The sequence below is a fragment of the Pseudomonas sp. GW821-FHT01E10 genome (assembly GCF_059422365.1).
In genome coordinates, this window is record NZ_JBWKWT010000012.1 from 65,323 (window position 1) to 91,956 (window position 26,634).

Below are 26,634 nucleotides of genomic sequence, written 5' to 3' on the forward strand. Positions count from 1 at the left end.
TTCATCTCCTGAACGTTGTGGTGCTCTTATCGACCAACCAATGCCTTGAGCTCGGCCAGCGAGCGGGTATTGATCACGTTGTGTTTTTCCAGCCAGCCACGGCGTGCCTGAGCGACGCCATAACGCAAGTTGGCGAAATCAGCGGCGCGGTGTGCATCCGAATTGACGCTGATCAGCACACCTTCATCCTTGGCGTACTGGCACTGCAGGTCGAACAGATCCATGCGTTGCGGTTGCGCGTTGAGTTCCAGGCAGCAACCACGCTGAGCGGCAGCCTTGATGATTGCCGGCAGGTCCAGGTTCAGAGGATCGCGTTCGTTGATCAGGCGACACAGGGGGTGGGCCAGGATGGTGAAGTAGCGATGGTCCATGGCCCTGAGAAGGCGTTGGGTCTGTTGACGCAGCGTCAGGCCGAAATGACTGTGGACGGCGCCCACCACCAGATCCAGGCGTCCCAGAATATCGTCGGGTAAATCCAGGTGGCCGTCTTCGAGAATGTCCACCTCGATACCCTTGAGCAACGTCATGCCCTGCAAGCGGCTGTTAAGCGCATCGATTTGGTCGATTTGCTTCAACAATTGCTCGACTCCCAGCCCATGGGCCACCCTGAGGGACTGTGAATGGTCGGTGATCGCCAGGTATTCCAGCCCGGCCTCCCGGGCCGCCAGCGCCATCTCTTCCAGGCTGTTGCCTCCATCCGAAGCGCGGGTATGCGCATGAAGGTCGCCTTTGAGGTCGGTCAACTCAATCAGCCCAGGCAAATGGCCGGCCAATGCCGCAGCGACTTCGCCACGGTCTTCGCGCAGTTCCGGCGTGATCCACGGCAAGCCCAATGCCTGATAGACCGAAACCTCGGTGGTGCTGGCCAGGCGATTTTTGGCCCGGAACACGCCATATTCATTGAGCTTGAGCCCCAGCTTCTGAGCCCTCTGACGAATCGCGATGTTATGAGCCTTGCTACCGGTGAAATACACCAGTGCAGCGCCATACACCGCCGGCTCGACGACACGCACATCCACTTGCATGCCTGAGTTCAGCATGACGCTTGCACGCGTGTGCCCCTTGACCAGTACGGTGGAAATGTCCGGATGGCTGATGAACTGCGTGGTGACATCCACCGAAGGCGCTGCCGCCACCAGAATATCGATGTCGCCGACGGTGTCGCGCATGCGTCGCAGGCTTCCGGCAGTGGTTGCTTGCTCGACTCCCGGCATCTGCTGCAGGTATTCGGTCAGTCTGCGCGGCACTCAACAGCCGCGCTTCCATCCGCTCACCGAAACCGGGCAAATGGCGAATGCGACCCTGTTGAGCGGCCAGACAGAGCTGCTGCGCAGTTTCGATACCCAGGTCGTGATAAAGGTTTTTGACGCGCCTGGGTCCCAACCCGGCAATGGAAAGCAGCCCGACCAGCCCGGGTGGCAATGTCGAACGCAAGCGTTGGCGTAGCGAGCAATCACCGGTGGTCACGATTTCATTGATCTTGCCGGCAAGATCAACCCCGATCCCGGTCAGTTTGGGTAGCGGCTCGCCACGAGCGAGGGTTTTCGCCACGTCAAAGGTCAGCGCCCTCAGGGTCCGTGCTGCATTGCGGTAAGCCCGGATCCGGAAGGGATTGGCGTCCTCGATGTCCAGCAGGTCAGCGATTTCATCAAAAACCGCAGCGATATGATCGTTGTCGACCACCTGACCGCCGCTGGTCGGGGGCGGCAAGGCCGACGAAGGTGCCTGGAAAGGCGCGACAGCGTGCTTCATGGCATGACTCCCATCGCACAGGCTTCATGAAATCAGCATTACCGATCCAGCCTTCCCGGCATTGATATAGGTCAGACAGCAACCGAACACTCATCGGCCATTTCGTGCACCGACTATTGATAAAACTCAAATGCTCGACTGCATTCAGGCGTAGGAATGATTGAAGAGGCGGTACAGGCCCGCGACGTCGAATGGATCGAAAACAACCCCGTGCGAGCCCTGCCCTGACAGTCGACGTGATGCCGCGCCGCATCGCACGTCGGGCAATCCACCCTTATGGGGATGACGTTCATGAACACACCTTCCCAGAACATGCTGAACCAGCTGTATGGCACGCATACCCACATTGACGAGGCCTCCATCGTCCCGCTCTTGCGCCAATACGCCGAACCCCTGCCGGAACTGAGTTCACCGGCCTTTGGCGAAATGTTCGACCGCTTCGCCGATGCGCGCGTGGTGATGATCGGTGAAGCCAGCCATGGCACCAGTGACATCTATCGGACCCGGGCGGCGATTACCCAACGGCTGATCGAGCAACACGGATTCAATATCGTGGCCGTTGAAGCAGACTGGCCGGACGCGGGCCATGTAGACCGTTATGTCAGAGGGTTGGCGCGCTCGGCGTGGACGCGGCACATTTTCAGCCGGTTCCCGACCTGGATGTGGCGCAACACCGATGTGAGAGCGTTCACCCATTGGCTGCATCAATACAACCACCAACACGCACCTGAACAGCGCGTCGAGTTTCGCGGTCTGGACGTTTACAGTTTGCGCAATTCCATCCATGAGGTGCTGAGCTATCTGGACCGTGTCGACCCGCAACTGGCACACGAAGCACGGCGTCGCTATGGCTGTTTGACCCCGTGGCAGGATGATCCTGCGCTGTACGGCCACTTCGTCGAACGCGACGGCATAATGCCCTGCGAGCATGCGGTGGTCGAACAGCTCAATGCCATGCTCGCCGAGCAACTGGCCGGGGATATCAAGGACGATGAAGCGTTCTTCGATGCGACCCAGAACGCCCGGGTCATCCTGGCGGCGGAACAATATTACCGAGCGATATATCGAGGTTCGACGGCCTCCTGGAACCTGCGCGACAGGCACATGTTCGACACGTTACGTGCGTTGCTCGAACACCGCGGTCCGCAAGCCAAGGCCGTGGTGTGGGCGCACAACTCCCATATCGGCAATGCGGCCGCGACAGAGATGGGTTGGAAAGGTCAGTTCAATATCGGTCAACTGTGCCGCAATGCCTATGGGCGCGATGTGGTTCTGATCGGCATGAGCACCGACCGTGGCCAGGTGGCCGCGGCCGACGACTGGGACTGCGAGATGCTCATCAAGGACATCCGGCCCTCCCGGCCAGACAGTTGGGAGCGCAAGTTCCTCGACGCCGGCGTCCCGGCTTCATTGACCGACTGGCGGGATCCACAGCGAAAAGAGCTGCGCCGGGCCCTGTCCAAACCGCTGCTGGAACGGGCCATCGGTGTGATCTATCGACCCGCCAGCGAGCGCAGCAGCCACTACTTCGAGTCAGTGTTGACCGAACAATTCGACGCCATGGTCTGGATTGAACAGACGCAACCGGTAACCGCGTTGCCCCTGCCAAAAAGCCAGGCGCTGGAACCGGAAGACGAAACCTTTCCATTCGGCATATGACAGGCATCGGACGGTGGTCGTCTGCGTGGGATGACTACCGTCGCAAATACTGCTCGAACCAGTCGCCGGCCAGTCTGGCGACTTCTTCGAGGGTTCCTGCTTCCTCAAAAAGATGTGTCGCGCCGGCCACCACTTCCAGCCGCTGTTCGCACTGCAGGGCGCGACTGCTTTGCACATTGAGGTTGAGCACCACCGGATCCCGCTCGCCGACAATCTGCAAGGTCGGCGCCTTCACTCGGGACAGCGCCTCACCCGCAAGATCGGTCCGCCCTCCCCGGCTCACCACCGCATGCACCACGTCCGCCCGCTCGGCCGCTGCCAACAGTGCCGCCGCGGCACCGGTACTTGCGCCGAACAATCCGATCGGTAGCGGTTGCAGTTCGGCGTCCCGACCAATCCAGTCGATCACCTTCACCAGTCGGTTGGACAGCAGCGCAATATTGAAACGCAATTCCCGGGTCTGGTTATCCAGGTATTGCTCTGGCTCCGTGAGCAGATCGAACAGCAACGTGCCCAACCCTCGCTCAGCCAGCGACAGCGCAACCTGTTGATTACGCGGGCTTGAACGACCACTGCCGCTGCCATGAACGAACACCACCAGGCCGCCAGCGTGCACCGGCAGACGCAAGTCGGCAGACAGCTCCACGTTCCCCAGGTCCAGCTTTCGATAGCGAAGCTCAAACATCGGAGTTCTCCTGACCGGAAGCACTCGTGCCGGATTCTCTGCGCCAGGCCCGATGCAAAAGATCGATGACTTCTTCGTCCGAGGTCTGGGAAAAATTCAAATACCAATTGCCGATCGACATCAGCCACTCGGGGGTGAGCGGGCAGATCACCTCATCGACTTCGCTAAACAGCGCCTCTACCGTCTCCGGTGGCGCCACCGGCACGGCGACGACAATCCGCGACGGCGCTTGCAGGCGCGCCGCCTGGACCGCCGCCATCATCGAGGCCCCGGTCGCCAGGCCATCGTCGACCAGAATCACCACCTGATCCTTGAGCGCCAAGGGGGCACGCGAGCCCCGGTACAGGCGTTCACGACGCAACAGCTCCTGGGTTTCCCGTGCCACCACGTTATCGAGCGTGCGCTGATCGATACGGTTCGCCCGCAGCGTATCGTCATTGACGATCTGGATACCGCCACTGGCAATCGCGCCCATGGCGAACTCCTCATGGAATGGCACCCCGAGCTTGCGGACCAGCATCAGGTCCAGGCGAACCTCCAGGGCCGTGGCAATTTCATAGGCCACCGGCACGCCGCCACGGGGCAAGGCGAGAACGATGACATCGGGTCGATGAGCGTATTTGAGCAGCGGCTCCACCAGCCTTCGACCGGCATCAACCCGGTCACGCAGGAGGGTTTGCGTTGAGGGACTATAAATCACTTGAAAACCTCCCCAGGCGAGCACACCTGTCGGTTCGTATCACACAGCCTTGACCTCTCCACGTCCTTGCGGGATCAAGCATCAGTTTTTATTAAAAATCCTCCGCTGGAGTCTCCTTGTCGTTGATTTTTATCAAGCTCGCGCGCAAGGCCAACCCTGTCCGCGCAAGGGACCGGGCATTTCATTTCGCCGTTGTTGATCAATATCAATCAGGCTGGGGCGCAATGGATTACGTTGCCAATAGTGGACAGCGCCGCCCCGCAGCGGCGCGCTATGGGAGACTGTCATGCCGACCTTATTTGCGAGCCCGCGATTGCGCTTGTACGACAGCGATGAACTCGATTCGGTGTTGCAGGCAATGGCGCGCCAGGCCGCGGCACTGTTGCCGCCCACTCAAACGGCACTGATTGGCATCCAGCGCCGCGGCGAACCTCTGGCGCAGCGTTTACAGCAGCATCTGTCACATCAGACCGGCCAGCCAGGACTGCCGCTCTACCCCTTGAAGGTCAAGCGCTATGCCGATGACCTCAAAGTGCTGCATGCCCACACCGAACTGACCGAAAACCCGCAGCTGGGCGAGCTGGACCTTGCCAGCACCACCCTGCTCGTTGTCGACGATGTGCTGTTTGAAGGCCATTCGCTCCTGCGTACCTGCGCGTATCTGGCGCAACTCGGTGCTCGTCGGGTCTACACGGCCGTATTGGTCGACCGGCACGTCTGCCAGCAGCCGATCCATGCCGATATCGTCGGCGTGCATCTGCAAGTGGCCGCCACTGACATCGTCGAATGCAACGTGCCCCCTTACGAAAGGGAGTTTTGTATTGAAGTCTGGCGGCATGGCGCCGCGCGATGACGGCGCAACATGCGTAATCGAACAGTGAGTAGCGCTTACGGTTTGCTTTTTTCGTCCTGGTCGCCTTCCATCATTCGTGGTCTGACCATGTGCATCGGCATCTGCCAACGGTCATTGCCGTAGAGCCGGTGATGCACCACCGTCCAGAACAGGTCGAAAATGGTTTTCTGCTCAGCATCCAATACCCCGTAGAAAGTTTTGGTACGCACCAGCGCAGCATCCATGCGCTCCAGATGCGCCTCCATCCACTTGGTTTGTGTGCGCAAACGCTCTATCTCTCTGGCCATTCTTTCGGGGGTCGTTTCATCCGTCGACGCCCTCTTCGTGCTCGCGCTTTCATCACGTTCGGCCTTGGCCTTTTCCTGATGCTGATTGGCGTCCGCCATGACCCCCGTGGCCCATGTGTCCCAGGCAGCCATTTGCTCCGGCTTGAGATTGAGCTTGCCCTTGAGATCGTCCAGGGTTTGTTGCGTGTATTTGACCCAGTCGAAATCCTGAAAACGATGATACATACCACCTTGCGCAGCAGACGTCGGCGGGTTGGCGAAGACGCTGGTAGAGGGCACCAGCAACACGCTTGCCGCCATCAAAATGCATTGGCCGATCAGGCTTGATCTGTTCATTTCAGTTCATCTCGATACCGTGGGTTGATTCGAGAATAGGAGTCGGCCTGGGGGCGTATCTGATCCACATCAGAAAACAGGCAGACCGTCGGGCAAGTGGATAAACGGTCGAGCTGCCCCGTAAGAGGAGCGGCCAACAATCGTTATCCACGGTGCTGTCACCCAATCCAGCGGATCACGGGTTCATTCCGGGGCACGGGCGCGGGGGCAGATTTCGGGTGCCCCACGATGATCGGTGCCACTGGCGTCCACTCGGTGGGAAGGCCAAGTGCATGCTTTCCTTGCGCAGTACCGAGAAACCCCTGGGCAAAACCGATCCAGCAACTCCCCAGCCCTTCAGCGTAGGCCGCGAGCATCAGGTTCTCGGCAGCCAGTGCGCAGTCTTCGACGACCCACTGACCCGGCGCGGTTCCCGAAATCAGGATGAGTACCGGCGCGTGGTAGAAGATTTGATAGTTTTCATCATCGAGCAACGTATGGAAGTGCTCGGGCTGGGCCTCGGCGGGTATCGTCGCCAACAGGTGAGCCTTCGCTTCGCGCGAGACCCGATCCAGCAGGCTCTGGTCGCGTATGACGGTAAACGTCCACGGTTGTTGGTTCATCGCGCTGGGCGCCTGCGCAGCGGCACTGATCAAACGACGAATGATGTCTTCATCAACCGCTTCTGTCGTGTACTCCCGTGTCGAGCGACGGCCCAAGATCGCCTTATTGATGTTCATGGGGGGCATACCTCAAAAGAGTGTCATATCCTTTATAAAGTCATCCGCCCACGAGGGCTTGCTGTTGATCTAAATCAAATCAAGGCACAACCGGCCTCCCGTTTTGTCTGACGACTCGCCCCCCTCGGAGCGGACCACATTGCGCGAAATTGATCTGCACCAGATAGACGATGAACGCTCAATACACACTGCAAGCGTCTGGCTCGCGCAGGAGCGCTGACATGTGCGGGAAAATCATGGCGTGTATCGGTGGGAGTGTCGCGTTCCGGCTGCTGATCCGCATCATGCTGACAAGCGTCTGCGCACTGGCCTGGAGCACGGGCGGCGCCGCACAGAGCACCGCACAGAACGTCGAACCACGCGTCACGATCCTCGTTTACCACCGTTTCTCGGACACGGCGGACGACTCGATGACCGTGCGCATGAGCACCTTCGAAACCCAGTTGCGCGTCCTGCGCGAGCACGGTTATCACATCGTGTCGCTGCGCGAGGTGGTCGACTGGCTGCGCAATCCCGATGCGACGTTAGCGTCGAAGCCGGTGGCGATCACCGTCGACGACGGGCATCGTTCGGTCTTCGACAAACTGCTGCCCGTCATCCAGCGCGAGCGTTTTCCGGTGACCCTGTTTATCTATCCATCGGCCATCTCCAACGCGTCCTATGCGCTGACCTGGGAGCAGTTGCGAACCCTGAAACAGACCGGGCTCTTCGACATCCAGTCGCATACGTACTGGCATCCCAATTTCAACGTCGAGCGCAGGCACCGCACGCCGGCGGATTTCCAGCAATTCGTCCGTACCCAACTGCAAAAATCACGTCAACGCATCGAGTCGCAAACCGGTGCGCAGCAGGTCGACATGCTCGCGTGGCCGTTCGGTATCTATGACGACGAGTTGATCGCACTCGCCTCCGAAGAGGGTTACGCAGTGGCCTTCACACTAGACGCGCGCAAGGCTGACCGGCACGCGCGACTGCTCGCCCTGCCGCGCTTTCTGATGAGTGATGCCTATGGCGCACACGCGTTCGCGCAGTTGCTCGGTGAACCGGACACTCAGCCGACAACAGGGAACCCGCGATGACCGTTATCCGCGCATTGAGGCGCTATGCGATCCCGGCGCTATTCGTCGTCACGGCCCTGCTGACCGGGCGAAGCGCACTGGCTGTCACCGGTGTCGTGCTCGACTCGAGCACGCAGAACCCGCTCGCCGACGCAATCATCACGACCTCGGCCGGCGTGATGCGTACCGACGAAAACGGGCGGTTCGAGACGGCCGAGGCGGTCGAGAGTGTCGCCGCCCGCGCCCCAGGGTATTTGCGCACCGAGGCCAAAGTGAGCGACGAAACGCCCGTGACGCTCGCACTGACCCCGTTTCGCCCCAAAGCGGTCTATCTGTCGGTGTTCGGTGTGACCAGTTCGACCCTGCGCAACAACGCTGTCAGCCTTGCTGAAAACACCGAGATCAACGCATTGGTGATCGACGTCAAGGGTGACCGTGGCCTGACGCCCTATCGCAGTGCGGCGCGCGAGGCAATCGGCGCAACGGCCCACTTGACCACACGGGCACCTCAGATGCGCGACTTGCCGGCATTGCTTGCCAAACTGCGCGCGCAACACCCGTACCTGATCGCGCGCATCGTGGTGTTCAAGGACGATCCATTGGCCAGTGCGCATCCAGAGTGGAGCGTGCACACCGCTGACGGCCAGCCGTGGCGGGATCTCGAAAAACTGCAATGGATGGATCCGTTTTCGCACGAGGTCTGGCAGTACAATCTCGATGTCGCCGAGGAGGCCGCGCAGATGGGTTTCGACGAGATCCAGTTCGACTATGTGCGTTTTCCCGACAAGAGCGGGCTACGCTTTGCCCTCCCCAATAACCGCGCCAACCGGACCGCGGCGATCATCGGCTTTCTGCAAGCCGCACGCGCACGGCTCGCCCCCTACAATGTATTCGTCTCCGCGGACATCTTCGGCTACGTCTGCTGGAACCTCGACGATACGGCGATCGGCCAGCAAATCGAACTGCTGGGCGCGGAGCTCGACTACATTTCGCCAATGCTGTACCCGTCCGGTTTCACATGGGGGCTGCCGGGCTTTACCAACCCGACAGCCGACCCCGGCCAGATTGTCAGGCGTACCCTGGCGGAGGCGATGAAGCGCACCCACCTGCCGGGCGTGCGCTTTCGTCCCTGGTTGCAGGCCTTTCGTGACTATGCCTTCGATCGTCGCCCGTTTGACGCGGCCGCGATCAGTGCTCAGGTTCACGCCGCCGACGCAGCCGGCACCGATGGATGGATGTTATGGAACCCACGCAATCACTACGAGGCCGCCGACTTGCCACAGCGCTGAAGCGCTGGGCGATGCTGCTTGGCCTGGCGATGGCGGCGCACATCGCATGCGCCGCTGATCTCGATGCGACGACGCGCCTACAAGCCGCACAAATCGTCGAGGGCCAGATCGCCGCCGGACGCGTTCCGGGGGCGGTTGTCCTGATCGGTGACGCCACAAAGGTGTTCTATCGTCAGGCCTTTGGACAACGCACGACGACGCCCCCCCGCGAGCCGATGACGCTGGACACCGAGTTCGATCTGGCATCGCTGACCAAAGTCATCGCGACGACCACGGCCATCCTGCAACTGGCCGAAACGGGCCGCATCAACCTGGACGCCCCCGTTGCACGGTATTGGCCGGCCTTTGGGGCGCAGGGCAAAGAGGCGGTGAAGGTGCGTGACCTGCTTGCACACACGTCCGGGCTGCGCCCAGATTTGCCTGGGCGGCCACCCGGTGCGGGCCGCAAAGGTGTGTTGAGCGCCATCGCGGCGCAGCGGCTGCGCAACGCACCGGGTGCCCAAGTCATTTACAGTGACCTGAATTTCGTGGTGCTCGGCGAGCTGGTCGAACGCATCACCCACAGCTCGCTCGACGCCTATTGCCAGGCTCACATCTTCGGGCCGCTGGGCATGCGCGACACGGTTTTTCTGCCCGATACCCTGCGAGCGATACGCAGCGCACCGACACTCGCCACCAAGGCTGGCACGCTCCGGGGGCACGTACACGATCCGACGGCGCAATGGATGGGCGGCGTCTCCGGCAACGCCGGGCTGTTTTCCACGGCGGACGACCTTGCGCGTTTCGCGCAGATGGTGCTGAACCAGGGGCGCGCAGGCAGCCGGCAGATTCTGCGGCCGGCGAGCATCGCCGCCCTGGCGAGCGCCGCTTCGCCGCTCGACAGCGTGCCGTGGCGCGGCCTCGGCTGGGAACTGGCCGCACCGTTCGTATCGAACCATGATCGTCTACCGCCGATTGGCGTCATCGGCCATACCGGATACACCGGCACGGGGCTGTGGATTGATCTGGTGACCCGCCAATTCATCGTCATCCTGAGCAACCGGGTGTATCCCGATGACAGCGGTGACGCGCGCCCGCTTCGTGCGCAATTGCTCGCATTGATGGCCAGTCGCGGGGCGCCTGCAAGCGGCGCGCAAATCGGCCGGTTGTTGCCCTCAGCGTTGCCGGCGCTGCGTGCCGCCGATCGCCTGCCCACCTCGACGGGCCCGGTGCAGACAGGCATTGATGTGCTTGAGGCACAGCAGTTTGCCCCGCTCGCCGGCCTGCGCGTGGGCCTGATCACCAATCGCAGCGGATTCGACGCCAAAGGCCGACGTACCGTCGACGTCCTCGCCCACGCGCCAGGTGTCAGGCTGGCGGCATTGTTCTCACCGGAGCATGGGCTGAACATCGACGTGGACGAACGAGTCGGCGACACCCGCGACCCGGCGACGGGCCTCACCGTGCACAGTCTCTACGGCGCAACGCAGCGCTTCCCGGCCGGTTCGCTCAAAGGGCTGGATGCGCTGATCTTCGATATTCAGGACGCCGGCGTGCGCTTCTTCACCTATGAGACGACACTCGGCTACGCACTCGAAGCCGCCGCGGCGCAAGGCATTGCGCTGTTCGTGCTGGACCGGCCCGACCCGCTCGGCGCACAACGTTTCGGCGGCCCGGTGATGGACAGTCGCCGTGAATCGTTTACCGGCTATTTCCCTGCACCGCTGCAGCCCGGCATGACCGTCGGCGAGCTGGCGCGTCTATTCAATCGCAACAAGCACATTGGTGCGGATCTGCGCGTTGTGCCGATGCTGGGATACCGGCGCGCGATGACCTTTGCCGACACCGGGTTGGGATGGGTGCCGCTCTCACCGAACCTGCGCACGCTCTCCCAGCTGGACCTGTACCCGGATATCGGTTTACTCGAAGGCGCAAATCTGAGTGTGGGGCGTGGCACGCCGCATCCGTTCGAGTGGGTCGGCGCGCCGTGGATCGACGCGACCCGGCTCGCAAACGCACTGAATGCGTTTGACGTCGGCGCGCATTTCGAGCCGGTCGACTTCGTCCCCACCGAATCAAACTGGCACGGTCGGCTCTGTCATGGTGTGAGCATCACCCGCCTCTCAACGCCTGCGCAACGCCCTGTAGCCAGCCTGGGGCTGACCCTGCTCGCCACCTTGCACACGCTCTATCCCCACATACTCGACCTGGCGGCGACCCGTGATTCAATCGGCTCGCAAAGCGTGTGGCAGGCGATTCGCGATGGCGCGACACCTGACGCGGCGCAAGCGCTCGACGCGGTGCCACTTGCGCGCTTCGCGCGGCTACGGCAGGAGGCTTTGTTGTATTGATGGGCAGCGTCATTGGTTGCCTATCGATGGCTGTCCAGCCTATTGGGTTTTGTCGGGCCGTCCCTAGATCGCCAGGACGCTACATGGCACCTGATACAGAATATGTTCGGTCGTGCTGCCCACCAGTTTGTTCAATCCATGGGACTGGACTCTGCCCATCACGATCACGTCCACCTGATTTTCCTCGGCAAACTCACTCAGCGCCGAGACCGGGTGCCCCAGAATGAAATGCCGGCGGTCAGAGGCCACACCGTACCGACCGGCCAGCGCCAGGAACGATTTTTCCAGCTCCCTGCGCAGCTGCTTGGTCAGCTGCGACAGAGTCAGGCCGCCGCCGCCCATATCGCCCAGATAGTCTGTCGTGTCGCAGGCATACAGCAGGTGCAACTCGGCATTGCACTGCAGCGCAAGGCCATTGGCCTGCTGGATGATCCGGTCATTCAACTCTTTGTCGGCATCGGTACCCGAAGCGTCAACGGCGGCCACGATCTTGTGCGGCAAGGTATGGCCACTGCCGCCCATCAGATAGACCGGCACTGGACAGTGGCGCAGCAAGTGCCAATCCAGCGGGGTGAAGAACGCGCGCTTGAGCGCCGATTCATGCTGAACCTCCTTGATCAACAGGTCGGGCTGCATTTCCGTGACGTGATCCAGAATGTCCTGCTGCAGGTCATCGGCCCAGGCCACTTCTGCCGTCACCTCGATCCCCAGGCCACGGATATTTTTTGCCTGATACTTCAACCAGTCGCGGTGGTCCTGCAGGTAGGTTTCCCGCGCCGTTTCCCGCACGCCCTCTTCAAGCAGCGACAGAATATCCAACGACTTTATCAAGGCAGCGATATGCAAACGTGCCCCGCTGGCCTTGGCCAGGGCCGCCGCATGTTGTATCGCAGGAGACTGGCGCAGGGCCGGGTTGATGATCAATAACAACCGTTGATACTGGCTCATGATCTGACTCCAGGCAGGTGGGCTTCAACGCGCCATGGCCTGTTGCGAGGGCGCGGTCGTTGCGCCCTCGCTGGACCAGGCACCAGCGTCACCCCAGACTCCTCCGTTGGAATCGCTTTGGCGTTGATATAAATCAAATACCCTCGCCGGGCAGGTTACCGGCAGCAGCCCTCCATCATGAGTCGCTCTTGTTCATGGTTTTCAACCATTGCTGGTGGGCTTGACGGTATTTGTCATCCGCCAGTTTTTTCGCTGCAGAAAATCGCTGTATCGTCTGGGTCGAAACAGGCTCGCTCAACAACGCATAGGCTTGTTTGCTCAGTCGGTCGGCTCCGGAAAAGAGCTCCGCGCAACGATTGATTGATTCAGAACAGGCGGCGGATTTTGTCGTTGAATCATTGGCGATCATGGTCGTACTCCTCGATCCCGACCTCCTGTCATTTCTTCAAGTTTTGTAGCGTCGAGTACACCTTCCCCCGGTTCTACTCGTCACGCGTCCAGTCGATGTTCACCCCGAACTCGTCATCGCTGTACTGATAATCGGCGTGCCCCTTGAAGGCCGCTTTCAGTGCATGACCCAGGCGGTTCGCGAGATGGATGCCCGTGGTGGTCACAACCAGCGCCCCCTCCGAATCGGTCAGACTCATGATGCGCTCCAGGGCATGCTCCGCTTTTTCCTTTTTCTCGGTGTTTGCGATCAGGTTGATGATTTCGTTCCGATGCGCGGGCAAGAAGCTGCCCGATAGCGTGAGCGTACCCGCCGGATGATTGTCATTGGTACGCTGACAGGCTGGACAGGTCACTGATTGCGCATCATGAACCACCGTGTTTTCAGGAACTTTCCAGGTCCAGTTACCTGCCTGGTAAGCGGCCCCACACTGCGGGCAGACGGCAGAGCCTTCGATTTTCGGCAAGCAATAAGGATCATGGGCCGGTGTTTTGAACAGCTGGTTTTTCTGACTCTGCTGAAACTTGTCCATGGTCTTTCCTCGCAAATGAGTTGGCTAAAAATCCCACGCGAACCGTGTTTTCAAATCGCCCCCCCTTCCAGTCAGGTCCACTGAAAACACGGTGGATTTGAAGATTTCATTTGGGCCCGGTTTGCTGCGGCGCAGGTTGATATTTGTCAATTCGGGCCAACAACCGACGGTCGATCATCCGAACGGTACGTACTGCGACTGCACGCCTGCCTGTGTGACTTTGTTGATAAAAATCAACGCTGCACGTGCCATTTCATAGAAGCTGAAACAATGCAGAACTCTTCAGGAGAACAACCTGATGGCTCACACTAAAATCCTGTTTCGTGCTGGCGCTCGCGAGAAAATCCTCAGCGGAGCCACACAATTGGCGGACGCTGTCCGGGTGACCCTGGGACCGAAATCGAAATCGGTGTTGATCCAGAATAAATGGGGCAATCCGACGGTCTGCAACGATGGCGTGACGATTGCCAAACGGATCGACCTGCTGGACCCCGAGGAGAATCTGGGTGCGCAAATGCTGCGTCAGGCGGCGGAACGCACCGGCGAGGCCGTGGGGGACGGGACCAGCACATCGACGGTCCTGGCCCATGCAATCCTGGCCGACGGCATCCGCAACGTCGTCGCCGGTGCCAGTGCGATCGACCTCAAGCGCGGTATGGACCGGGGGCTTTCTCTGGTCATGCAATCACTGCTGGCGCAATCGCGCCCGGTCAGCACGCCCAAGGAAAAGGCCCAGGTGGCCACGCTTTCGGCCCACAACGACGCGGTCATCGGTCAGCTGGTGGCCGACGCTCTGGATAAGGTCGGCATTGAAGGTGTTGTCAGTGTCGAAGAGTCCAAGACCACCGAAACAGTGGTCGAGGTCATGGAAGGGATGCGCCTGGATCGTGGATATGTCTCGCCCTACTTCGTAACCGATACCGAGAAGATGCAGGCCGAACTCGACGATGCCTACCTGCTGCTCTGTGACCATAAGATCGGCGTGCTCAAAGACCTGCTGCCATTGCTGGAATTGATTGCCAAAAGTGGCCAGCCACTGGTCCTGATCGCCGACGACATAGAAGGTGAAGCGTTGACCACGTTGGTGGTCAACCAGATTCGGGGAGTTTTGCGCGCGGTGGCGATCAAGGCGCCAGGTTTCGGTGATCGACGCAAGGAAATGCTTCAGGACATTGCCGTTCTGACCGGCGCAACCCTGATCTCCAATGAGTTGGGGATCAGCCTCGAACAGGTGGAATTGAGCCAGTTGGGCCGGGCTCATCGCGTCGTGGTGCAAAAAGACAGCACCGCGCTGATTGGCGGCGCAGGTGCACGCGAGGCTATCGAGGCGCGCCTGCAACAGATCCGCGTACAAATGGACAACACCACCAGCGATTACGACCGGGAAAAACTTCAGGAACGCCTGGCCAGGCTGTCTGGCGGCGTGGCGGTGATCCGCGTCGGCGCGCCTTCCGAAGCGGAAATGAAATCGCGCAAGGATGCACTCGACGATGCGATTTCCGCGACCCGGGCAGCGATCGCCGAAGGCATTGTTCCAGGTGGCGGCCTGGCGCTGCTCAAGGCGGTGCCGATGATCGCAGCCGAGGAAGCCAGCCATGAGGGCGATGTCAAAACCGGCCTGCAGATTCTGCGCCGGGCTCTGGAAGCACCGGCCCGGTTCATCGCTGAAAACTCGGCGGTGGATGCCGGCGTGGTCATTGCCCGCATGCTCGCCGAACCGGGCAACGTGGGCTTCGATGCGGCAGCCAATTGTTATGTGGACATGTACGAAGCCGGCATCATCGACCCGACCAAGGTGGTGCGTATTGCCCTGGAAAATGCCGTGTCGGTTGCCAGTGTCCTGCTGCTCACCGAGGCGACCATGACGGATATTCCAGAAAAGGAATCGCCTGCCCAGCCACCGTTTCCTGAATGACCGGCACGAGGTGAGGTGATCCAGACCCGAGGTCTCTGTGCACATCATCCGGCGCCCTGCGCGAGGGAGAAGCTGAAGCAGGCTATCTTTATAGTAAACGGGATGGCCGCTGGCTTACCGATATGCGTTCACACTCTGAGCCAAGGCCATGAAAAAGAACGACCGGTGGAACCTGTCCTACTTCGCGATCGCTTTTATCGTCATGGGCCTCATGCAGGTCTTCTTTGTCGAGCGCCAGGCCGTGCAGCCCCTGCCCTACAGCCAGTTCATGCAATTGTTGAACGAGCAAAAAGTCAGTGACTTGCAGATCGACAAGGACCGGATCAGCGGCAAATTGGTGGAACCCATCGACGGACGCGACCGGTTCTCCACGGTGCGGGTCGATCCGGCGCTGGCGACCGAACTCTCCCAATCGGGCGTCGGCTTTACCGGGGTCAATGAAAACACCTTTATGAACAGCCTGTTGGGCTGGTTGTTGCCGTTCATAATGATCATGGTGTTCTGGCATTTCCTGTTTCGCGGGATGGCGGACAAACAAGGCCTTGGCGGGTTGATGAATGTCGGCAAGTCGCGGGCCAGGATCTTTGTCGAACGGGACACTGGAGTGACCTTCGCCGATGTCGCGGGCATCGACGAAGCCAAGGCCGAACTGGTGGAAATCGTCTCGTTCCTCAAGGACAAGGCCCGATACGCACGCCTGGGCGCACACATTCCCAAGGGCACCTTGCTGGTGGGCCCGCCAGGCACCGGCAAGACCCTGGTGGCCAAAGCCATCGCCGGTGAAGCCGGTGTGCCGTTTTTCTCGATTTCGGGGTCCGAATTTGTCGAAATGTTCGTCGGGGTCGGTGCGGCCCGGGTCCGCGACCTGTTCGAACAGGCCCGCCAGGCCTCACCCTGCATCATCTTCATTGATGAACTCGATGCGCTGGGCAAGATGCGTGGCGTCGGCGTGTTGGGCGGCAATGACGAAAAAGAACAGACCCTCAACCAGTTATTGGCCGAGCTGGACGGCTTCGATCCGCGTGAGGGCGTGGTTTTGCTGGCTGCGACCAACCGGCCGGAGGTCCTTGATCCGGCGCTGTTGCGCGCAGGGCGCTTCGACCGGCAGATTCTGATCGACCGTCCCGATCGCAAAGGGCGGCAGTCGATTCTTAAGGTTCATCTGAAGAAAATCACCGTGGAACCAGGCCTCGATAGCGCACGTATCGCCGAAATCACCACTGGTTTCACCGGCGCCGACCTGGCCAACCTGGTGAACGAAGCAGCCATCGTCGCCACCCGTCGCGGTGCCGAGGCGGTCAGCCTGAACGACTTCACCGCCGCAGTGGAACGCCTTATCGCGGGGCTTGAACGCAAGAGCAGCCTGCTCGATGCCGACGAGCGCCGGGTGGTGGCCTATCACGAGATGGGGCATGCCCTGGCCGCGAGCAGCCTGCCGGCCATGGACCCGGTGCATAAAGTCTCGATCGTGCCCCGGGCCATCGGCTCGCTGGGCTATACCTTGCAGCGACCGACCGAGGATCACTTCCTGATCAGTTGCCAGACACTCAAGGACCGGATTGTCGTGCTGATGGCCGGACGCGCCGCCGAGGACCTTGTCTACGGCCAGATCTCCACCGGGGCCGCCGACGATCTGGGCCGCGCGACCGATATCGCCCGGCAACTGATCACCCGCTTCGGCATGAGCCCCGAGCTCGGGCAGTCGGTGCTGGAAAAGCAAACCCCAACGTATCTGGGAGATCGCATGGCCACGATGGGCGAAAAGGATTATTCGGAACAGACAGCCCGGGAAATCGACCTGGGTATTCGCGCCCTGCTCGATGAAGCCTACCAACGGGCCAAGGCGCTGCTTCAGAGTCGTCGGGCCGACCTGGACGAGGGCGCCCGCCTGTTACTGGAAAAGGAAACCCTCACGCCCGAGGAGTTCCCGGCGCTGATGCCATTCAAGCCCACCCCGGCATTACCAGCCCCGTGACGCTGCGAACAATCGCCCGCAGACGGCGCCCTGCCCCCATCGCTGAAGGCCCATCATGTTCGCAGTCACGCTAATCAACACGTTGGTGGTGGTCATCACGGTGGTGATCCACTACGAATGCCTGCTGCGTCTGAACGATTGGCTGCCCAGGCTCAAACTCTGGAGCCGCTTTCGGATCGTCGTCGGGGTATTCGGCGCCATGGTGGCCCATGCGTTAGAGGTCTGGTGTTTCGCGCTGATCTATTACCTGCTGATCCGCTCCGGTGAATGGGGTAGCCTGCGCGGCAATTTCGATGGTTCGTTCATGGACTGCGTGTACTTTTCCTTCACCACGTTCACGACTATCGGTTTCGGCGATATTTCACCCATGGGTAACCTCAAGTACCTGACCGGGTTGGAGGCACTGACGGGGCTGGTGCTGATTTCCTGGACCGCCTCGTTCCTGTTTCTGGAGATGCAGAAATACTGGAAGAGCAAGTAACGCCCGGCGCCGCCCATCAACCCTGATTGCCCGGCGCAGGCGTCCATTGCCACTCCATCACTTCGGGCATGTCCTGCCCGTGTTCGATGAGGTAAAGCTTGTGTTTCTCCATCGTCGCCCAGTAGCGCGCCCGGGCGGTCTGAAGTTGATCGTGCAGCCGGGGCACGCGTTCGATGACATCCAGGGCCAACTGATACCGATCCAGATTATTGAGCACCGCCATGTCGAACGGCGTGGTGGTTGCCCCCTCGTCCTTGAAGCCGCGAACATGGAAGTTTTCATGATTGGTGCGCTTGTACAGCAGCCGGTGGATCAGCGCGGGGTAGCCGTGGAAAGCAAAGATCACCGGCCGGTCGACGGTAAACAGTTCATCGAAGACGCTGTCGGGCAAACCGTGGGGATGGTGGTACGACGGCTGCAGGACCATCAGGTCGACGACATTGATCACCCGCACCCGCAAATCCGGCACGTATTCGCGCAGCAAAGTGACCGCCGCCAGGGTTTCCAGGGTCGGAACGTCGCCGGCACAGGCCATCACCACGTCCGGATCGCTGTCATCGCGGCAGGCCCAATCCCAGCGTCCGATACCGGCCTGGCAATGACGAATGGCGGCATCGATGTCCAGCCACTGCCACTCCGGTTGCTTGCCGGCCACGATCACGTTGATGTAGTTGCGGCTCCTGAGGCAGTGATCGGCCACTGACAGCAGGCAATTGGCATCGGGCGGCAGGTAGATCCGGACCACGTCCGCCGTTTTGTTCGCCACCAGATCGATGAACCCCGGGTCCTGATGGGAGAAGCCGTTGTGGTCCTGGCGCCAGACATGGGAGGTGAGCACATAGTTGAGCGAGGCTACGGGTTTGCGCCACGGCACTTCGGCGGCGGCTTTCAGCCATTTGGCATGCTGGTTGAACATCGAGTCGACGATGTGGATGAACGCCTCGTAACAGGAAAACACCCCATGCCGGCCGGTCAGCAAATAACCTTCGAGCCAGCCTTCGCACACCTGTTCGCTCAGAATCTCCATCACCCGGCCATCGGCCGACAGATTGACGTCATCAGGCCCCAGCGGCTCCATCCACGCCTTGGCACTGACCTCATACACCGCATCCAGCCGGTTCGAGGCGGTTTCGTCCGGGCCGAACAGGCGAAAATTGCTCGACGTCAGATTGCATTTCATCACGTCGCGCAAAAACCGGCCCAGCACCCGCGTGGCCTCTGCCCGCAGGCCACCGGGCGTCTCGACGTTCACCGCATACTGGGTGAACCGTGGCAGATCCAGCGCGCGCAACAGCAGCCCACCGTTGGCGTGGGGGTTGGCGCTCATTCGCCGATGGCCGGTCGGCGCCAACGCCGCGATCTCGGGCAACAGGGTGCCATTGGCGTCAAACAATTCGTCGGGGCGGTAGCTGCGGAGCCATTCCTCCAGTTGCCGCAGATGCTGCGGCTGCTGGAAGTCGGCCAAGGGCACTTGATGCGCCCGCCAGGTGCCTTCGACCCGCTGGCCATCGACGAATGTCGGCCCCGTCCAGCCCTTTGGCGTACGCAAGATCAGCATTGGCCACAGGGGCCGCTCCAGCGTCCGGGACGACGATCGTTGACGCGCGCCCCGCTGAATGTCGCGAATCTCCTGCACGATGGTGTCCAGCGTTCTGGCCAGGGTTTGATGAACCTCTGTCGGGTCATCGCCTTCGACGAAATATGGGTCGTAGCCATAGCCGTACATCAACGCCGACAACTCCTCCTCGCTGATGCTGGAGAGCACCGTCGGGTTGGCGATTTTGTATCCGTTCAAATGCAGAATCGGCAGCACCGCCCCGTCACGCGCCGGGTTGAGGAACTTGTTGGAATGCCAACTGGCCGCCAACGCCCCGGTTTCCGCCTCGCCGTCGCCAATCACACACGCCACGATCAGGTCCGGGTTGTCGAACGCGGCGCCATAGGCATGGGCCAGGCTGTAGCCCAGCTCGCCGCCTTCATGGATCGACCCCGGAATCTGCGCCGACACATGGCTGGAAATGCCATACGGCCAGGAAAACTGCCGAAACAGTCGGGCCAGGCCATTGGTATTGCGCCCCACCGACGGGTAGAGCTCGGTGTACGTGCCTTCCAGGTAGGTCTGGGCCACGATGGCCGGCCCGCCATGCCCGGGGCCGGCGATGAAGATCATGTTCAGGTCGTGGGCCGTGATCAGGCGATTGAGGTGCGTATAGATCAGGTTCAACCCCGGCGTCGTGCCCCAGTGCCCCAGTAACCGTGGCTTTACATCCGTCAGTGTCAGCGGCACCGCCAGCAGCGGATTGTCCTTGAGGTAGATCTGCCCGACCGCCAGGTAATTGGACGCCCGCCAGTAGGCATCCAGCCCTTCCAGCTGCTCGGCACTCAGAAAATCGCTCATGACGTCCTCCGCCTGGGCTTCGGTTTAAACCGCAAGACATGCGTCGATTCTGGGTGTCTGCACGGCCTAAGACTTGATTTACATCAAATCTTAGGCCGTCTATCCCGGCTCAACAGGAACAAGCTTTCCCCCGCTCATCGACTCTATCTGTAAACGCCCGATTGAAACGGGGGATCCGAACTATGCTTTAAGCTCCTGTCAGGGGGGGAACTTTTGCAATGCCTGAAACCCGGCCATATCAACATCACTATCTGAAAGCCGCGTGCTCCAATTGCAGTGTTCTGGAGTTGTGTCTGCCGATTGGCCTGACCAGCAACGAAGTCGAACGACTGGATACCCTGATCATTCAGCGTGTAAAGGTTAAAAAAGGTGCAGCCCTGTACCGGGCCGGCGATCCGTTGCGCTCGCTCTACGCGGTGCGGATCGGTTCATTCAAGACCAGCATGCTGTCGGTCGACGGCCGCGAGCAGGTCACCGGGTTTCAGATCCCCGGCGAGATGCTCGGTCTGGACGCTATCAGCGACGATCATCACACTTGCAGTGCCTTTGCCCTGGAGGACAGTGAAGTCTGCCCCTTCAACTTCGCCCAACTGGAGAAACTCGCCCTGGAGCTGCCCTCGTTGCAGCACAACATGAACAAGATCCTGAGCCGGGAAATCGTCCGGGAGCACAACCTGCTGATGATGATGGGCAACATGAACTCCGATGAACGCCTGGCCGCCTTCCTCCTGAACCTGTCGCAACGGCTGAGCATTCGGGGGTACTCGTCCCGAGACTTTGTGCTGAAGATGCGTCGCGAAGAGATCGGCTCCTACTTGGGCCTGCGTCTGGAAACCATTTGTCGGGGCATCGCTCATCTACGGGACTCGGAACTGGTCGAGATTTCCGGGCGTAACGTCAAAGTGCTGAATCTGGACGGGCTCAAGCAACTGGTCGCCGGCTGCCACCGGGAATCCCCCCTGTAACGCCTTGCGGTGCATCGGCTTTTGGAGAATCGTCATGCGCGCCATGGTTCTGCATGCCCCCGGCCAGCCGCTGCAACGGGAAGAACGTCCCGTGCCGCAGCCCGGCGCGCAGCAACTGTTGATCAAGGTTTTGGCCTGTGGCGTGTGCCGCACCGACCTGCATTTAGTGGACGGTGAACTGCCGCAAGCAGTGCTGCCGCGGGTGCCGGGCCATGAAATCGTCGGTGAAGTGACAGCGGTGGGTGGCGACGTTTCGCCCGACTGGGTCGGCAAGCGCGTCGGCGTTCCCTGGCTTGGCTGGACGTGCGGTGAGTGCACGTTTTGCTGCTCGGGCCGGGAAAACCTCTGCGACCGGGCGCAGTTCACCGGCTGTCATCGGGATGGCGGTTATGCCGACTACACGGTTGCCGATGCCCACTTCTGTTTCCCCCTCCCGGACACGCTCTCGGCCACCGAAGCCGCACCGCTGCTGTGCGCCGGGCTGATCGGTTTTCGCGCCCTGCAAATGGCCAAAGGTGCACGCCACCTGGGCCTCTATGGCTTCGGCGCGGCAGCGCATCTGGCGATTCAGGTGGCGCGGGGCCGAGGACAGCAGGTGTACGCCTTCACTCGACCGGGCGACAGCGAGGGCCAGGCTTATGCCCGGACGCTGGGAGCCGTGTGGGCAGGTTCCTCGGATCAGCCGCCACCGCATCCGCTCGATGCCAGCCTGATCTTCGCCCCCGTCGGTGCGCTGGTGCCGCTGGCGCTGGAGGCCAGCGCCAAGGGCGGTTGTGTGATTTGCGCCGGCATCCACATGAGCGACGTCCCCAGCTTCCCCTATCGACTGTTGTGGGGCGAACGCAGCGTCCGCTCGGTGGCGAACCTGACCCGCGAAGACGGCACGGCGTTTTTTGCAGAGCTGCGTCATACGCCCGTGCACAGCGACGTCACCTGTTTTGCCCTGGACGATGCCAATCAGGCGCTGGCAAGCCTGCGGGCCGGTCAGGTCAAAGGGGCGATCGTGCTCGTCCCCTGACGCTCGCCCCTGCCGTTCGGTGTTTTTTCCGGCACCGTCCACTAACAACGCTAGGCTTACGGATGACGCGGCGATGCCTCGTCATTCTGCAGGGAGCGCAAAAAATGGAATTAATTGACCGTTGGCAGCCTCTCTCTCTCAGGACAGCCTGTATCAGGGAGGAATGCCGCCATGCAGATTTCTAATCATTACAAATGGTCTGCCTTGGCAGCCATTGCACTGACCCTCTTCAGCGTACTGATATTTTTGCTGATCAAATCCTACACGTACGACACATCGACCTACTTCGAGTCGCGCGACTTCGTGCGTCAACTCAAGCAATACGATGCCAATTGGAACGTGAAGCTCCTGCGAGCAAAAATCGGCATGAACAACAACCTGTTGCTGGTGGCGCCGCCTGAAGCGGAAGAGCGCTGGCAACAGCTCGATAGCCTCAACGCTGTCGGCCCGCTCCCGACCCTTTGGCAAACCCGACGCCAGGGTTATCTGGAAGCGGTAGAAAACAAAGCCCGGTTGGTTGAGCAATTCAAACAGCACAACACGGCCTTGCGAACAGCATTCGAGGCCCTGCCTACGCTGGAAGATGCCATTCGGGTGCTGCAGGAAGATTCCAACGACAAACTCTCGTCGGTGGATGCTCGGGCGGCGTCAGTGGTGTTCGATCTTACCTTGGACACCCTTGAGTACGCCCTCTATGTCAGCAGCGAACGGGCTGAGGAAATCTCCGGGCATCTGGAATATCTGAATGAGTACATCAATCAACTGCCGCCTGAACGGCGCCCGACTTTCACTGCACTTGTAGACGCTGTGAATGCCATTGTGCGAGAGCAGCCCATCGTCAATGACCTGGTTGATCGCATCAGTGTCATTCCGGTCGCACAGCAACTGGACAGCATCAACGAGTTATTGAACGAGACACAACGGCGCACAGCCGCGACAGACCGCCAATACCACCTTTACCTGGGGATCTGCGCCGGCATCATGGCGCTACTGTTGCTGTACCTGGCCGCCCGTCTGATTCGCAGTTATGCGCTGATCAACAAGATGAACAACCAATTGCAGACAGCGAACGAGCGACTGGAGCAACGCGTCGAGGAACGCACCCATGAACTGTTGGAAGCCGAGCGCGAACTGATCGACGCCGCGCGGATGGCCGGTATGGCAGAGATCGCGACCAACGTGCTGCACAACGTCGGTAATGTGTTGAATAGCGTTAACGTCTCCGCGGAATTGATCACCCGCAAATTGTCGACCAGCAAAACCCTCGGCCTGGGAAAAGCGGTAAAAATGATCAATGAACATGCCGAAGACCTGGGGCAGTTCATGACGCACGATGAAAAAGGCAAACTGCTGCCCCTTTACTTCAATCAACTGGTCGATTCCATCGCGACCGAGCAATCGAGCATCGTTGACGAGCTGGCGCAACTCACCAAGAGCATCGATCACATCAAGGATATTGTTGCCACCCAACAGGCCTATGCCGGCGCCGCCCGGCTGGTCGAGCCGTTGAATGTCGTCGATCTGTTCGAAGATGCGTTACGCATGAATTCCGGCGCCTTGAGCCGGCACCATGTCACGGTCATTAAAGACTACCAGGCCACACCGACCATCATCGGCGACAAACACCGACTGTTGTTGATCCTGATCAACCTGATCAGCAATGCCAAATATGCGATGTCCAGGGTCAGCGATCATCAGCGCCGTATGACGCTGGGCGTCAGGATTATCGATAACGCAACGCTGCGCTTCAGCGTAGAGGATCAGGGCGAAGGGATCGCCGCCGAGAACATGGCCCGCATCTTCAATCACGGCTTTACCACGCGCAAGGAAGGTCATGGGTTCGGCCTGCACAGTTGCGCACTCGCGGCGGTGGAAATGAACGGGCACCTTCGCGTCCATAGCGATGGACCCGGCCAGGGAGCGATTTTTACCCTGGAAATTCCGCTGGAGATGGCGCAAGTAATGCCAGCCGCCGTAAGCCTGTAGCAGCTGCCGAGCAGCGGCTGCGTTCGCTGGTAGCAGCTGTCGAGCCTGCGAGGCTGCGTTCGGCGGCGAAGCCGTCGTCAAACCAGAGCTTGCGGTGCATCAGGCAGACCGCGTCAGTCGGACTCACGACTGCTGCGCAGCCGAACGCAGCCTCGCGCTGCTCGGCAGCTGCTACAAGGTAGCCGTCACCCCACCAGCGCAATCAATTGCTGGCGCTGTGCATCCGTGAGCATCGGGCCAAAACCGGCACCGGCGCTTTCCGCCATGTAGCGCGGGTTGCCGGTGCCGGGGATGACGCAGGTCACCGCCGGATGAGCCAGCAGGAACTTGAGCGCCAGTTGCGCCCAGCTGTTGATCCCCACTTGCGCAGCCCACCCCGGTAGCGGTTTGCCTTTCAATCGAGCGATCAGGCCGCCGCCACCGAAGGGCCGATTGCAGATCACCGCCACACCGCGCTCACGACACAGCGGCAGGATTCGCTTTTCGACAGCGCGGTCGTCCAGGGCATAGTTGATCTGCAAAAAATCCATCGGCTCGCCTTTCAACACCGCCTCCACTTCGTCGTAGGCCGACGCCGTGTAATGGCTGATGCCGATGTAGCGGATGCGCCCTTCTGCCTTCCATTGACGCAAGGTCGGCAAATGGGTTTTCCAGTCCAGCAGGTTGTGAATCTGCATCAGGTCGATCCGGTCGGTCTGCAACAGTTTGAACGACTGCTCCATCTGCGCGATGCCTTCTTCGCGGCCACGGGTCCAGACCTTGGTGGCCAGGAAGGCCGGCGAGCGAGGGCGATGGATCGACAGCAGCTCACCAGTGGTCTGCTCGGCGCGACCGTACATGGGCGAACTGTCGATCACCTTTCCACCCTTCTCGAACAACGCGCTGAGCACCGCCTGCAGTTGCTTGTAAGCAGCGTCGGCAGGCGTGACATCAAAACCGCGATAAGTACCCAGGCCGACGATGGGCAACGGCTCGTTGCTGGAAGGAATGGCTCGGGTCAGCATGTTCTTGCCTCCGTGTGGCGAGGGGGCTTGCCCCCGTTCGGCTGCGCAGCAGTCGTAAACCATTGCATGTGGTGTACCGCGATTGCAGGTTTTGGGGCCGCTTCGCGACCCAACGGGGGCGAGCCCCCTCGCCACAGGTGCTCGCACCCACACGGGCATTGGGCGGCGCTTCTGCACAGCTGAAATTGCTGGACTACACTCTGGCGACGCTCCAGCAATAGCTGTCTCAAGGCCCGAAGCAGTCCATGCCGTCCACTAAACTTAGCCGAATGTCGCGAACCCTGGTGTCTCTCTTCGCTTTCATTGCCGTTGCATACCTGCTGCTCTGCGTCGCGCTGTTCGTATTTCAACGGGCCCTCATCTACTACCCGCAACCTCGCGCCATCGACACACCCGAATCGCTTCTTACCTTGTCAGTCGCCGACGCGCAGGTGCTGGTGACCGTCAGGCCGCACGACGGGCCGAAGGCGTTGATCTACGTTGGTGGCAATGCCGAGGACGTTTCCCGCAGCCTGCCTGGGTTTTCGCAAGCGTTTGCGGATCATGCGATCTACTTGCTGCATTACCGAGGCTACGGTGGCAGTACCGGGTCGCCGTCCGAGGAGGCGATTCAGCGTGACGCCATGGCCTTGTTCGACTATGTCTACAACAGCCATCCCGATATTGCAGTGATCGGACGCAGCCTGGGTTCAGGCGTTGCCGTGCGCCTGGCCAGCCAGCGCCCGGCGTCGCGGCTGATCCTGATCACGCCCTACAACAGCCTTGAAGACCTCGCCGCCCGCCAGTTTCCCTGGTTCCCGGTGAAATGGCTGTTGCAGGACAAGTTCGAATCCTGGAAATACGCCGCTCACATCACCGTCCCGACGCTGTTGGTTGCGGCCGAGCACGACGAAGTCATACCGCGCGCAAGCACAGACCGGCTCTACACCCATTTCGCCAAAGGCGTGGCCTCGCTGCAGGTCATACCGGACACGGGCCACAACTCGATCTCCGAGAGCCCCAACTACCTGCAAATGCTAGGCGCCGCGTTGTGAGCACCCTCATACCAGCACGCCTTTAAGCAGGCGGTCAGAAAAACGAAGTAATTACTTAACGTTTTTTTTACAATCCAACTGGCAGGGTATACGGCTGCCATTTCTGCGGCTCATGATGTGCACTGCACAGAACTTTACCAATACAATGGAGCAAGGCATGGAGCCAATGGTGGCAAAAAGCCCAAAAAATATACTGATCAGCGAGTACTTACAGGGGATTGTGATGCAAAAGCGCCCTTTGCGCAGAATCGGAATCAGTCAC

The 26,634-nt window shown here is 60.4% G+C and carries 21 protein-coding genes and 2 pseudogenes; 12 read left to right on the plus strand and 11 right to left on the minus strand.

Annotated features, from left to right (window positions below):
* Nucleotides 1-26: 26 nt before the first annotated feature.
* Both AC07V0_RS20525 and AC07V0_RS20530 read right to left on the minus strand, forming a co-directional pair.
* Complete coding sequence (locus AC07V0_RS20525) at nucleotides 27-1,247, minus strand: DNA polymerase/3'-5' exonuclease PolX (protein WP_495019828.1); 1,221 nt, start codon at nucleotides 1,245-1,247, stop codon at nucleotides 27-29.
* Nucleotides 1,248-1,296: 49 nt separating this feature from the next.
* Nucleotides 1,297-1,752, minus strand: a pseudogene (locus AC07V0_RS20530) (DNA polymerase III); the annotation flags it as partial.
* A gap of 291 nt (nucleotides 1,753-2,043) precedes the next feature.
* Here AC07V0_RS20530 and AC07V0_RS20535 point away from each other — a divergent pair.
* On the plus strand, nucleotides 2,044-3,411 hold the full coding sequence (locus AC07V0_RS20535) for an erythromycin esterase family protein (protein WP_086945364.1): 1,368 nt from the start codon (nucleotides 2,044-2,046) through the stop codon (nucleotides 3,409-3,411).
* Nucleotides 3,412-3,445: 34 nt separating this feature from the next.
* Here AC07V0_RS20535 and AC07V0_RS20540 read toward each other — a convergent pair whose 3' ends face one another.
* Together AC07V0_RS20540 and AC07V0_RS20545 are read right to left on the minus strand one after the other, a co-directional pair.
* Nucleotides 3,446-4,096 (minus strand): dienelactone hydrolase family protein, encoded by a 651-nt coding sequence (locus AC07V0_RS20540; protein ID WP_086945363.1) that lies wholly within the window; start codon nucleotides 4,094-4,096, stop codon nucleotides 3,446-3,448.
* Nucleotides 4,089-4,793, minus strand: a complete 705-nt coding sequence (locus tag AC07V0_RS20545; RefSeq protein ID WP_086945538.1) for a phosphoribosyltransferase — start codon at nucleotides 4,791-4,793, stop codon at nucleotides 4,089-4,091. The genes AC07V0_RS20540 and AC07V0_RS20545 overlap by 8 nt, the downstream gene beginning before the upstream one ends.
* 289 nt (nucleotides 4,794-5,082) lie before the next feature.
* Between AC07V0_RS20545 and AC07V0_RS20550 the strand changes: the two genes are divergently transcribed.
* Entirely contained in the window at nucleotides 5,083-5,649 is a 567-nt protein-coding gene (locus AC07V0_RS20550) for a phosphoribosyltransferase family protein (RefSeq protein ID WP_018928194.1), read from the plus strand.
* A gap of 35 nt (nucleotides 5,650-5,684) precedes the next feature.
* On the opposite strand, the gene AC07V0_RS20555 is transcribed toward AC07V0_RS20550, so the two are convergent.
* Both AC07V0_RS20555 and AC07V0_RS20560 read right to left on the minus strand, forming a co-directional pair.
* Complete coding sequence (locus tag AC07V0_RS20555; RefSeq protein ID WP_173861145.1) at nucleotides 5,685-6,272, minus strand: Spy/CpxP family protein refolding chaperone; 588 nt, start codon at nucleotides 6,270-6,272, stop codon at nucleotides 5,685-5,687.
* A gap of 158 nt (nucleotides 6,273-6,430) precedes the next feature.
* The gene (locus tag AC07V0_RS20560) at nucleotides 6,431-6,991 is read right to left on the minus strand and encodes a nitroreductase family protein (RefSeq protein ID WP_086945536.1); all 561 of its coding nucleotides are present in this window, start codon (nucleotides 6,989-6,991) and stop codon (nucleotides 6,431-6,433) included.
* 221 nt (nucleotides 6,992-7,212) lie between these two features.
* On the opposite strand from AC07V0_RS20560, the gene AC07V0_RS20565 reads away from it, so the two are divergent.
* The 3 genes from AC07V0_RS20565 to AC07V0_RS20575 are packed head-to-tail and all read left to right on the plus strand — an operon-like array spanning nucleotide 7,213 to nucleotide 11,668.
* Complete coding sequence (locus AC07V0_RS20565; RefSeq protein ID WP_086945362.1) at nucleotides 7,213-8,070, plus strand: polysaccharide deacetylase family protein; 858 nt, start codon at nucleotides 7,213-7,215, stop codon at nucleotides 8,068-8,070.
* Complete coding sequence (locus tag AC07V0_RS20570; protein ID WP_495019829.1) at nucleotides 8,067-9,338, plus strand: putative glycoside hydrolase; 1,272 nt, start codon at nucleotides 8,067-8,069, stop codon at nucleotides 9,336-9,338. The genes AC07V0_RS20565 and AC07V0_RS20570 overlap by 4 nt, the downstream gene beginning before the upstream one ends.
* A complete protein-coding gene (locus AC07V0_RS20575; protein WP_495019830.1) occupies nucleotides 9,290-11,668 on the plus strand; it encodes an exo-beta-N-acetylmuramidase NamZ domain-containing protein in 2,379 nt (792 codons plus the stop codon). The genes AC07V0_RS20570 and AC07V0_RS20575 overlap by 49 nt, the downstream gene beginning before the upstream one ends.
* Before the next feature lie 63 nt (nucleotides 11,669-11,731).
* On the opposite strand, the gene AC07V0_RS20580 is transcribed toward AC07V0_RS20575, so the two are convergent.
* The 3 genes from AC07V0_RS20580 to AC07V0_RS20590 form a co-directional block, all read right to left on the minus strand.
* Nucleotides 11,732-12,616, minus strand: coding sequence for a universal stress protein (locus AC07V0_RS20580; protein WP_086945359.1), 885 nt, complete (start codon nucleotides 12,614-12,616; stop codon nucleotides 11,732-11,734).
* Nucleotides 12,617-12,791: 175 nt separating this feature from the next.
* Nucleotides 12,792-13,025 carry a hypothetical protein gene (locus AC07V0_RS20585; protein ID WP_495019831.1) on the minus strand — a complete coding sequence of 78 codons (234 nt, stop codon included), beginning with the start codon at nucleotides 13,023-13,025 and terminating at the stop codon, nucleotides 12,792-12,794.
* 73 nt (nucleotides 13,026-13,098) lie between these two features.
* Nucleotides 13,099-13,596 carry a BCAM0308 family protein gene (locus tag AC07V0_RS20590; protein WP_086945357.1) on the minus strand — a complete coding sequence of 166 codons (498 nt, stop codon included), beginning with the start codon at nucleotides 13,594-13,596 and terminating at the stop codon, nucleotides 13,099-13,101.
* Nucleotides 13,597-13,894: 298 nt separating this feature from the next.
* On the opposite strand from AC07V0_RS20590, the gene groL reads away from it, so the two are divergent.
* The 3 genes from groL (at nucleotide 13,895) to AC07V0_RS20605 (ending at nucleotide 17,967) form a co-directional block, all read left to right on the plus strand.
* Nucleotides 13,895-15,511 carry a chaperonin GroEL gene (groL, locus tag AC07V0_RS20595; RefSeq protein ID WP_495019832.1) on the plus strand — a complete coding sequence of 539 codons (1,617 nt, stop codon included), beginning with the start codon at nucleotides 13,895-13,897 and terminating at the stop codon, nucleotides 15,509-15,511.
* A 148-nt stretch (nucleotides 15,512-15,659) separates the two neighbouring features.
* Nucleotides 15,660-17,486, plus strand: coding sequence for an ATP-dependent zinc metalloprotease FtsH (gene ftsH / locus AC07V0_RS20600; protein WP_018928209.1), 1,827 nt, complete (start codon nucleotides 15,660-15,662; stop codon nucleotides 17,484-17,486).
* Nucleotides 17,487-17,541: 55 nt separating this feature from the next.
* Complete coding sequence (locus AC07V0_RS20605) at nucleotides 17,542-17,967, plus strand: potassium channel family protein (protein WP_018928210.1); 426 nt, start codon at nucleotides 17,542-17,544, stop codon at nucleotides 17,965-17,967.
* Nucleotides 17,968-17,983: 16 nt separating this feature from the next.
* Here AC07V0_RS20605 and AC07V0_RS20610 read toward each other — a convergent pair.
* A pseudogene (locus tag AC07V0_RS20610) lies at nucleotides 17,984-20,368 on the minus strand (phosphoketolase family protein); the annotation flags it as partial.
* Nucleotides 20,369-20,583: 215 nt separating this feature from the next.
* On the opposite strand from AC07V0_RS20610, the gene AC07V0_RS20615 reads away from it, so the two are divergent.
* The 3 genes from AC07V0_RS20615 (at nucleotide 20,584) to AC07V0_RS20625 (ending at nucleotide 24,334) form a co-directional block, all read left to right on the plus strand.
* On the plus strand, nucleotides 20,584-21,330 hold the full coding sequence (locus AC07V0_RS20615) for a cyclic nucleotide-binding domain-containing protein (protein ID WP_111453726.1): 747 nt from the start codon (nucleotides 20,584-20,586) through the stop codon (nucleotides 21,328-21,330).
* A 34-nt stretch (nucleotides 21,331-21,364) separates the two neighbouring features.
* Entirely contained in the window at nucleotides 21,365-22,348 is a 984-nt protein-coding gene (locus AC07V0_RS20620) for a zinc-dependent alcohol dehydrogenase family protein (protein WP_495019833.1), read from the plus strand.
* Nucleotides 22,349-22,519: 171 nt separating this feature from the next.
* Nucleotides 22,520-24,334: a DAHL domain-containing sensor histidine kinase gene (locus AC07V0_RS20625; RefSeq protein ID WP_495019834.1), complete on the plus strand. Its 1,815-nt coding sequence runs from the start codon at nucleotides 22,520-22,522 to the stop codon at nucleotides 24,332-24,334.
* A 185-nt stretch (nucleotides 24,335-24,519) separates the two neighbouring features.
* Here AC07V0_RS20625 and AC07V0_RS20630 read toward each other — a convergent pair whose 3' ends face one another.
* Nucleotides 24,520-25,338, minus strand: coding sequence for an aldo/keto reductase (locus AC07V0_RS20630; RefSeq protein WP_495019835.1), 819 nt, complete (start codon nucleotides 25,336-25,338; stop codon nucleotides 24,520-24,522).
* A 245-nt stretch (nucleotides 25,339-25,583) separates the two neighbouring features.
* Here AC07V0_RS20630 and AC07V0_RS20635 point away from each other — a divergent pair, with 245 nt between their 5' ends.
* Nucleotides 25,584-26,372, plus strand: coding sequence for an alpha/beta hydrolase (locus AC07V0_RS20635; RefSeq protein WP_495019836.1), 789 nt, complete (start codon nucleotides 25,584-25,586; stop codon nucleotides 26,370-26,372).
* Nucleotides 26,373-26,634: the final 262 nt, after the last annotated feature.

Bases quoted from the DNA above. Each gene is read 5' to 3' on its own strand.
- AC07V0_RS20580 (WP_086945359.1), bottom strand. From the start codon at position 12,616: ATGAGCCAGTATCAACGGTTGTTATTGATCATCAACCCGGCCCTGCGC.
- AC07V0_RS20625 (WP_495019834.1), top strand. From the start codon at position 22,520: ATGCAGATTTCTAATCATTACAAATGGTCTGCCTTGGCAGCCATTGCA.
- AC07V0_RS20565 (WP_086945362.1), top strand. From the start codon at position 7,213: ATGTGCGGGAAAATCATGGCGTGTATCGGTGGGAGTGTCGCGTTCCGG.
- AC07V0_RS20590 (WP_086945357.1), bottom strand. From the start codon at position 13,596: ATGGACAAGTTTCAGCAGAGTCAGAAAAACCAGCTGTTCAAAACACCG.
- AC07V0_RS20555 (WP_173861145.1), bottom strand. From the start codon at position 6,272: ATGAACAGATCAAGCCTGATCGGCCAATGCATTTTGATGGCGGCAAGC.
- ftsH (WP_018928209.1), top strand. From the start codon at position 15,660: ATGAAAAAGAACGACCGGTGGAACCTGTCCTACTTCGCGATCGCTTTT.
- groL (WP_495019832.1), top strand. From the start codon at position 13,895: ATGGCTCACACTAAAATCCTGTTTCGTGCTGGCGCTCGCGAGAAAATC.
- AC07V0_RS20535 (WP_086945364.1), top strand. From the start codon at position 2,044: ATGAACACACCTTCCCAGAACATGCTGAACCAGCTGTATGGCACGCAT.
- AC07V0_RS20560 (WP_086945536.1), bottom strand. From the start codon at position 6,991: ATGAACATCAATAAGGCGATCTTGGGCCGTCGCTCGACACGGGAGTAC.
- AC07V0_RS20615 (WP_111453726.1), top strand. From the start codon at position 20,584: ATGCCTGAAACCCGGCCATATCAACATCACTATCTGAAAGCCGCGTGC.
- AC07V0_RS20550 (WP_018928194.1), top strand. From the start codon at position 5,083: ATGCCGACCTTATTTGCGAGCCCGCGATTGCGCTTGTACGACAGCGAT.
- AC07V0_RS20570 (WP_495019829.1), top strand. From the start codon at position 8,067: ATGACCGTTATCCGCGCATTGAGGCGCTATGCGATCCCGGCGCTATTC.
- AC07V0_RS20585 (WP_495019831.1), bottom strand. From the start codon at position 13,025: ATGATCGCCAATGATTCAACGACAAAATCCGCCGCCTGTTCTGAATCA.
- AC07V0_RS20630 (WP_495019835.1), bottom strand. From the start codon at position 25,338: ATGCTGACCCGAGCCATTCCTTCCAGCAACGAGCCGTTGCCCATCGTC.
- AC07V0_RS20620 (WP_495019833.1), top strand. From the start codon at position 21,365: ATGCGCGCCATGGTTCTGCATGCCCCCGGCCAGCCGCTGCAACGGGAA.
- AC07V0_RS20575 (WP_495019830.1), top strand. From the start codon at position 9,290: ATGGAACCCACGCAATCACTACGAGGCCGCCGACTTGCCACAGCGCTG.
- AC07V0_RS20540 (WP_086945363.1), bottom strand. From the start codon at position 4,096: ATGTTTGAGCTTCGCTATCGAAAGCTGGACCTGGGGAACGTGGAGCTG.
- AC07V0_RS20605 (WP_018928210.1), top strand. From the start codon at position 17,542: ATGTTCGCAGTCACGCTAATCAACACGTTGGTGGTGGTCATCACGGTG.
- AC07V0_RS20635 (WP_495019836.1), top strand. From the start codon at position 25,584: ATGCCGTCCACTAAACTTAGCCGAATGTCGCGAACCCTGGTGTCTCTC.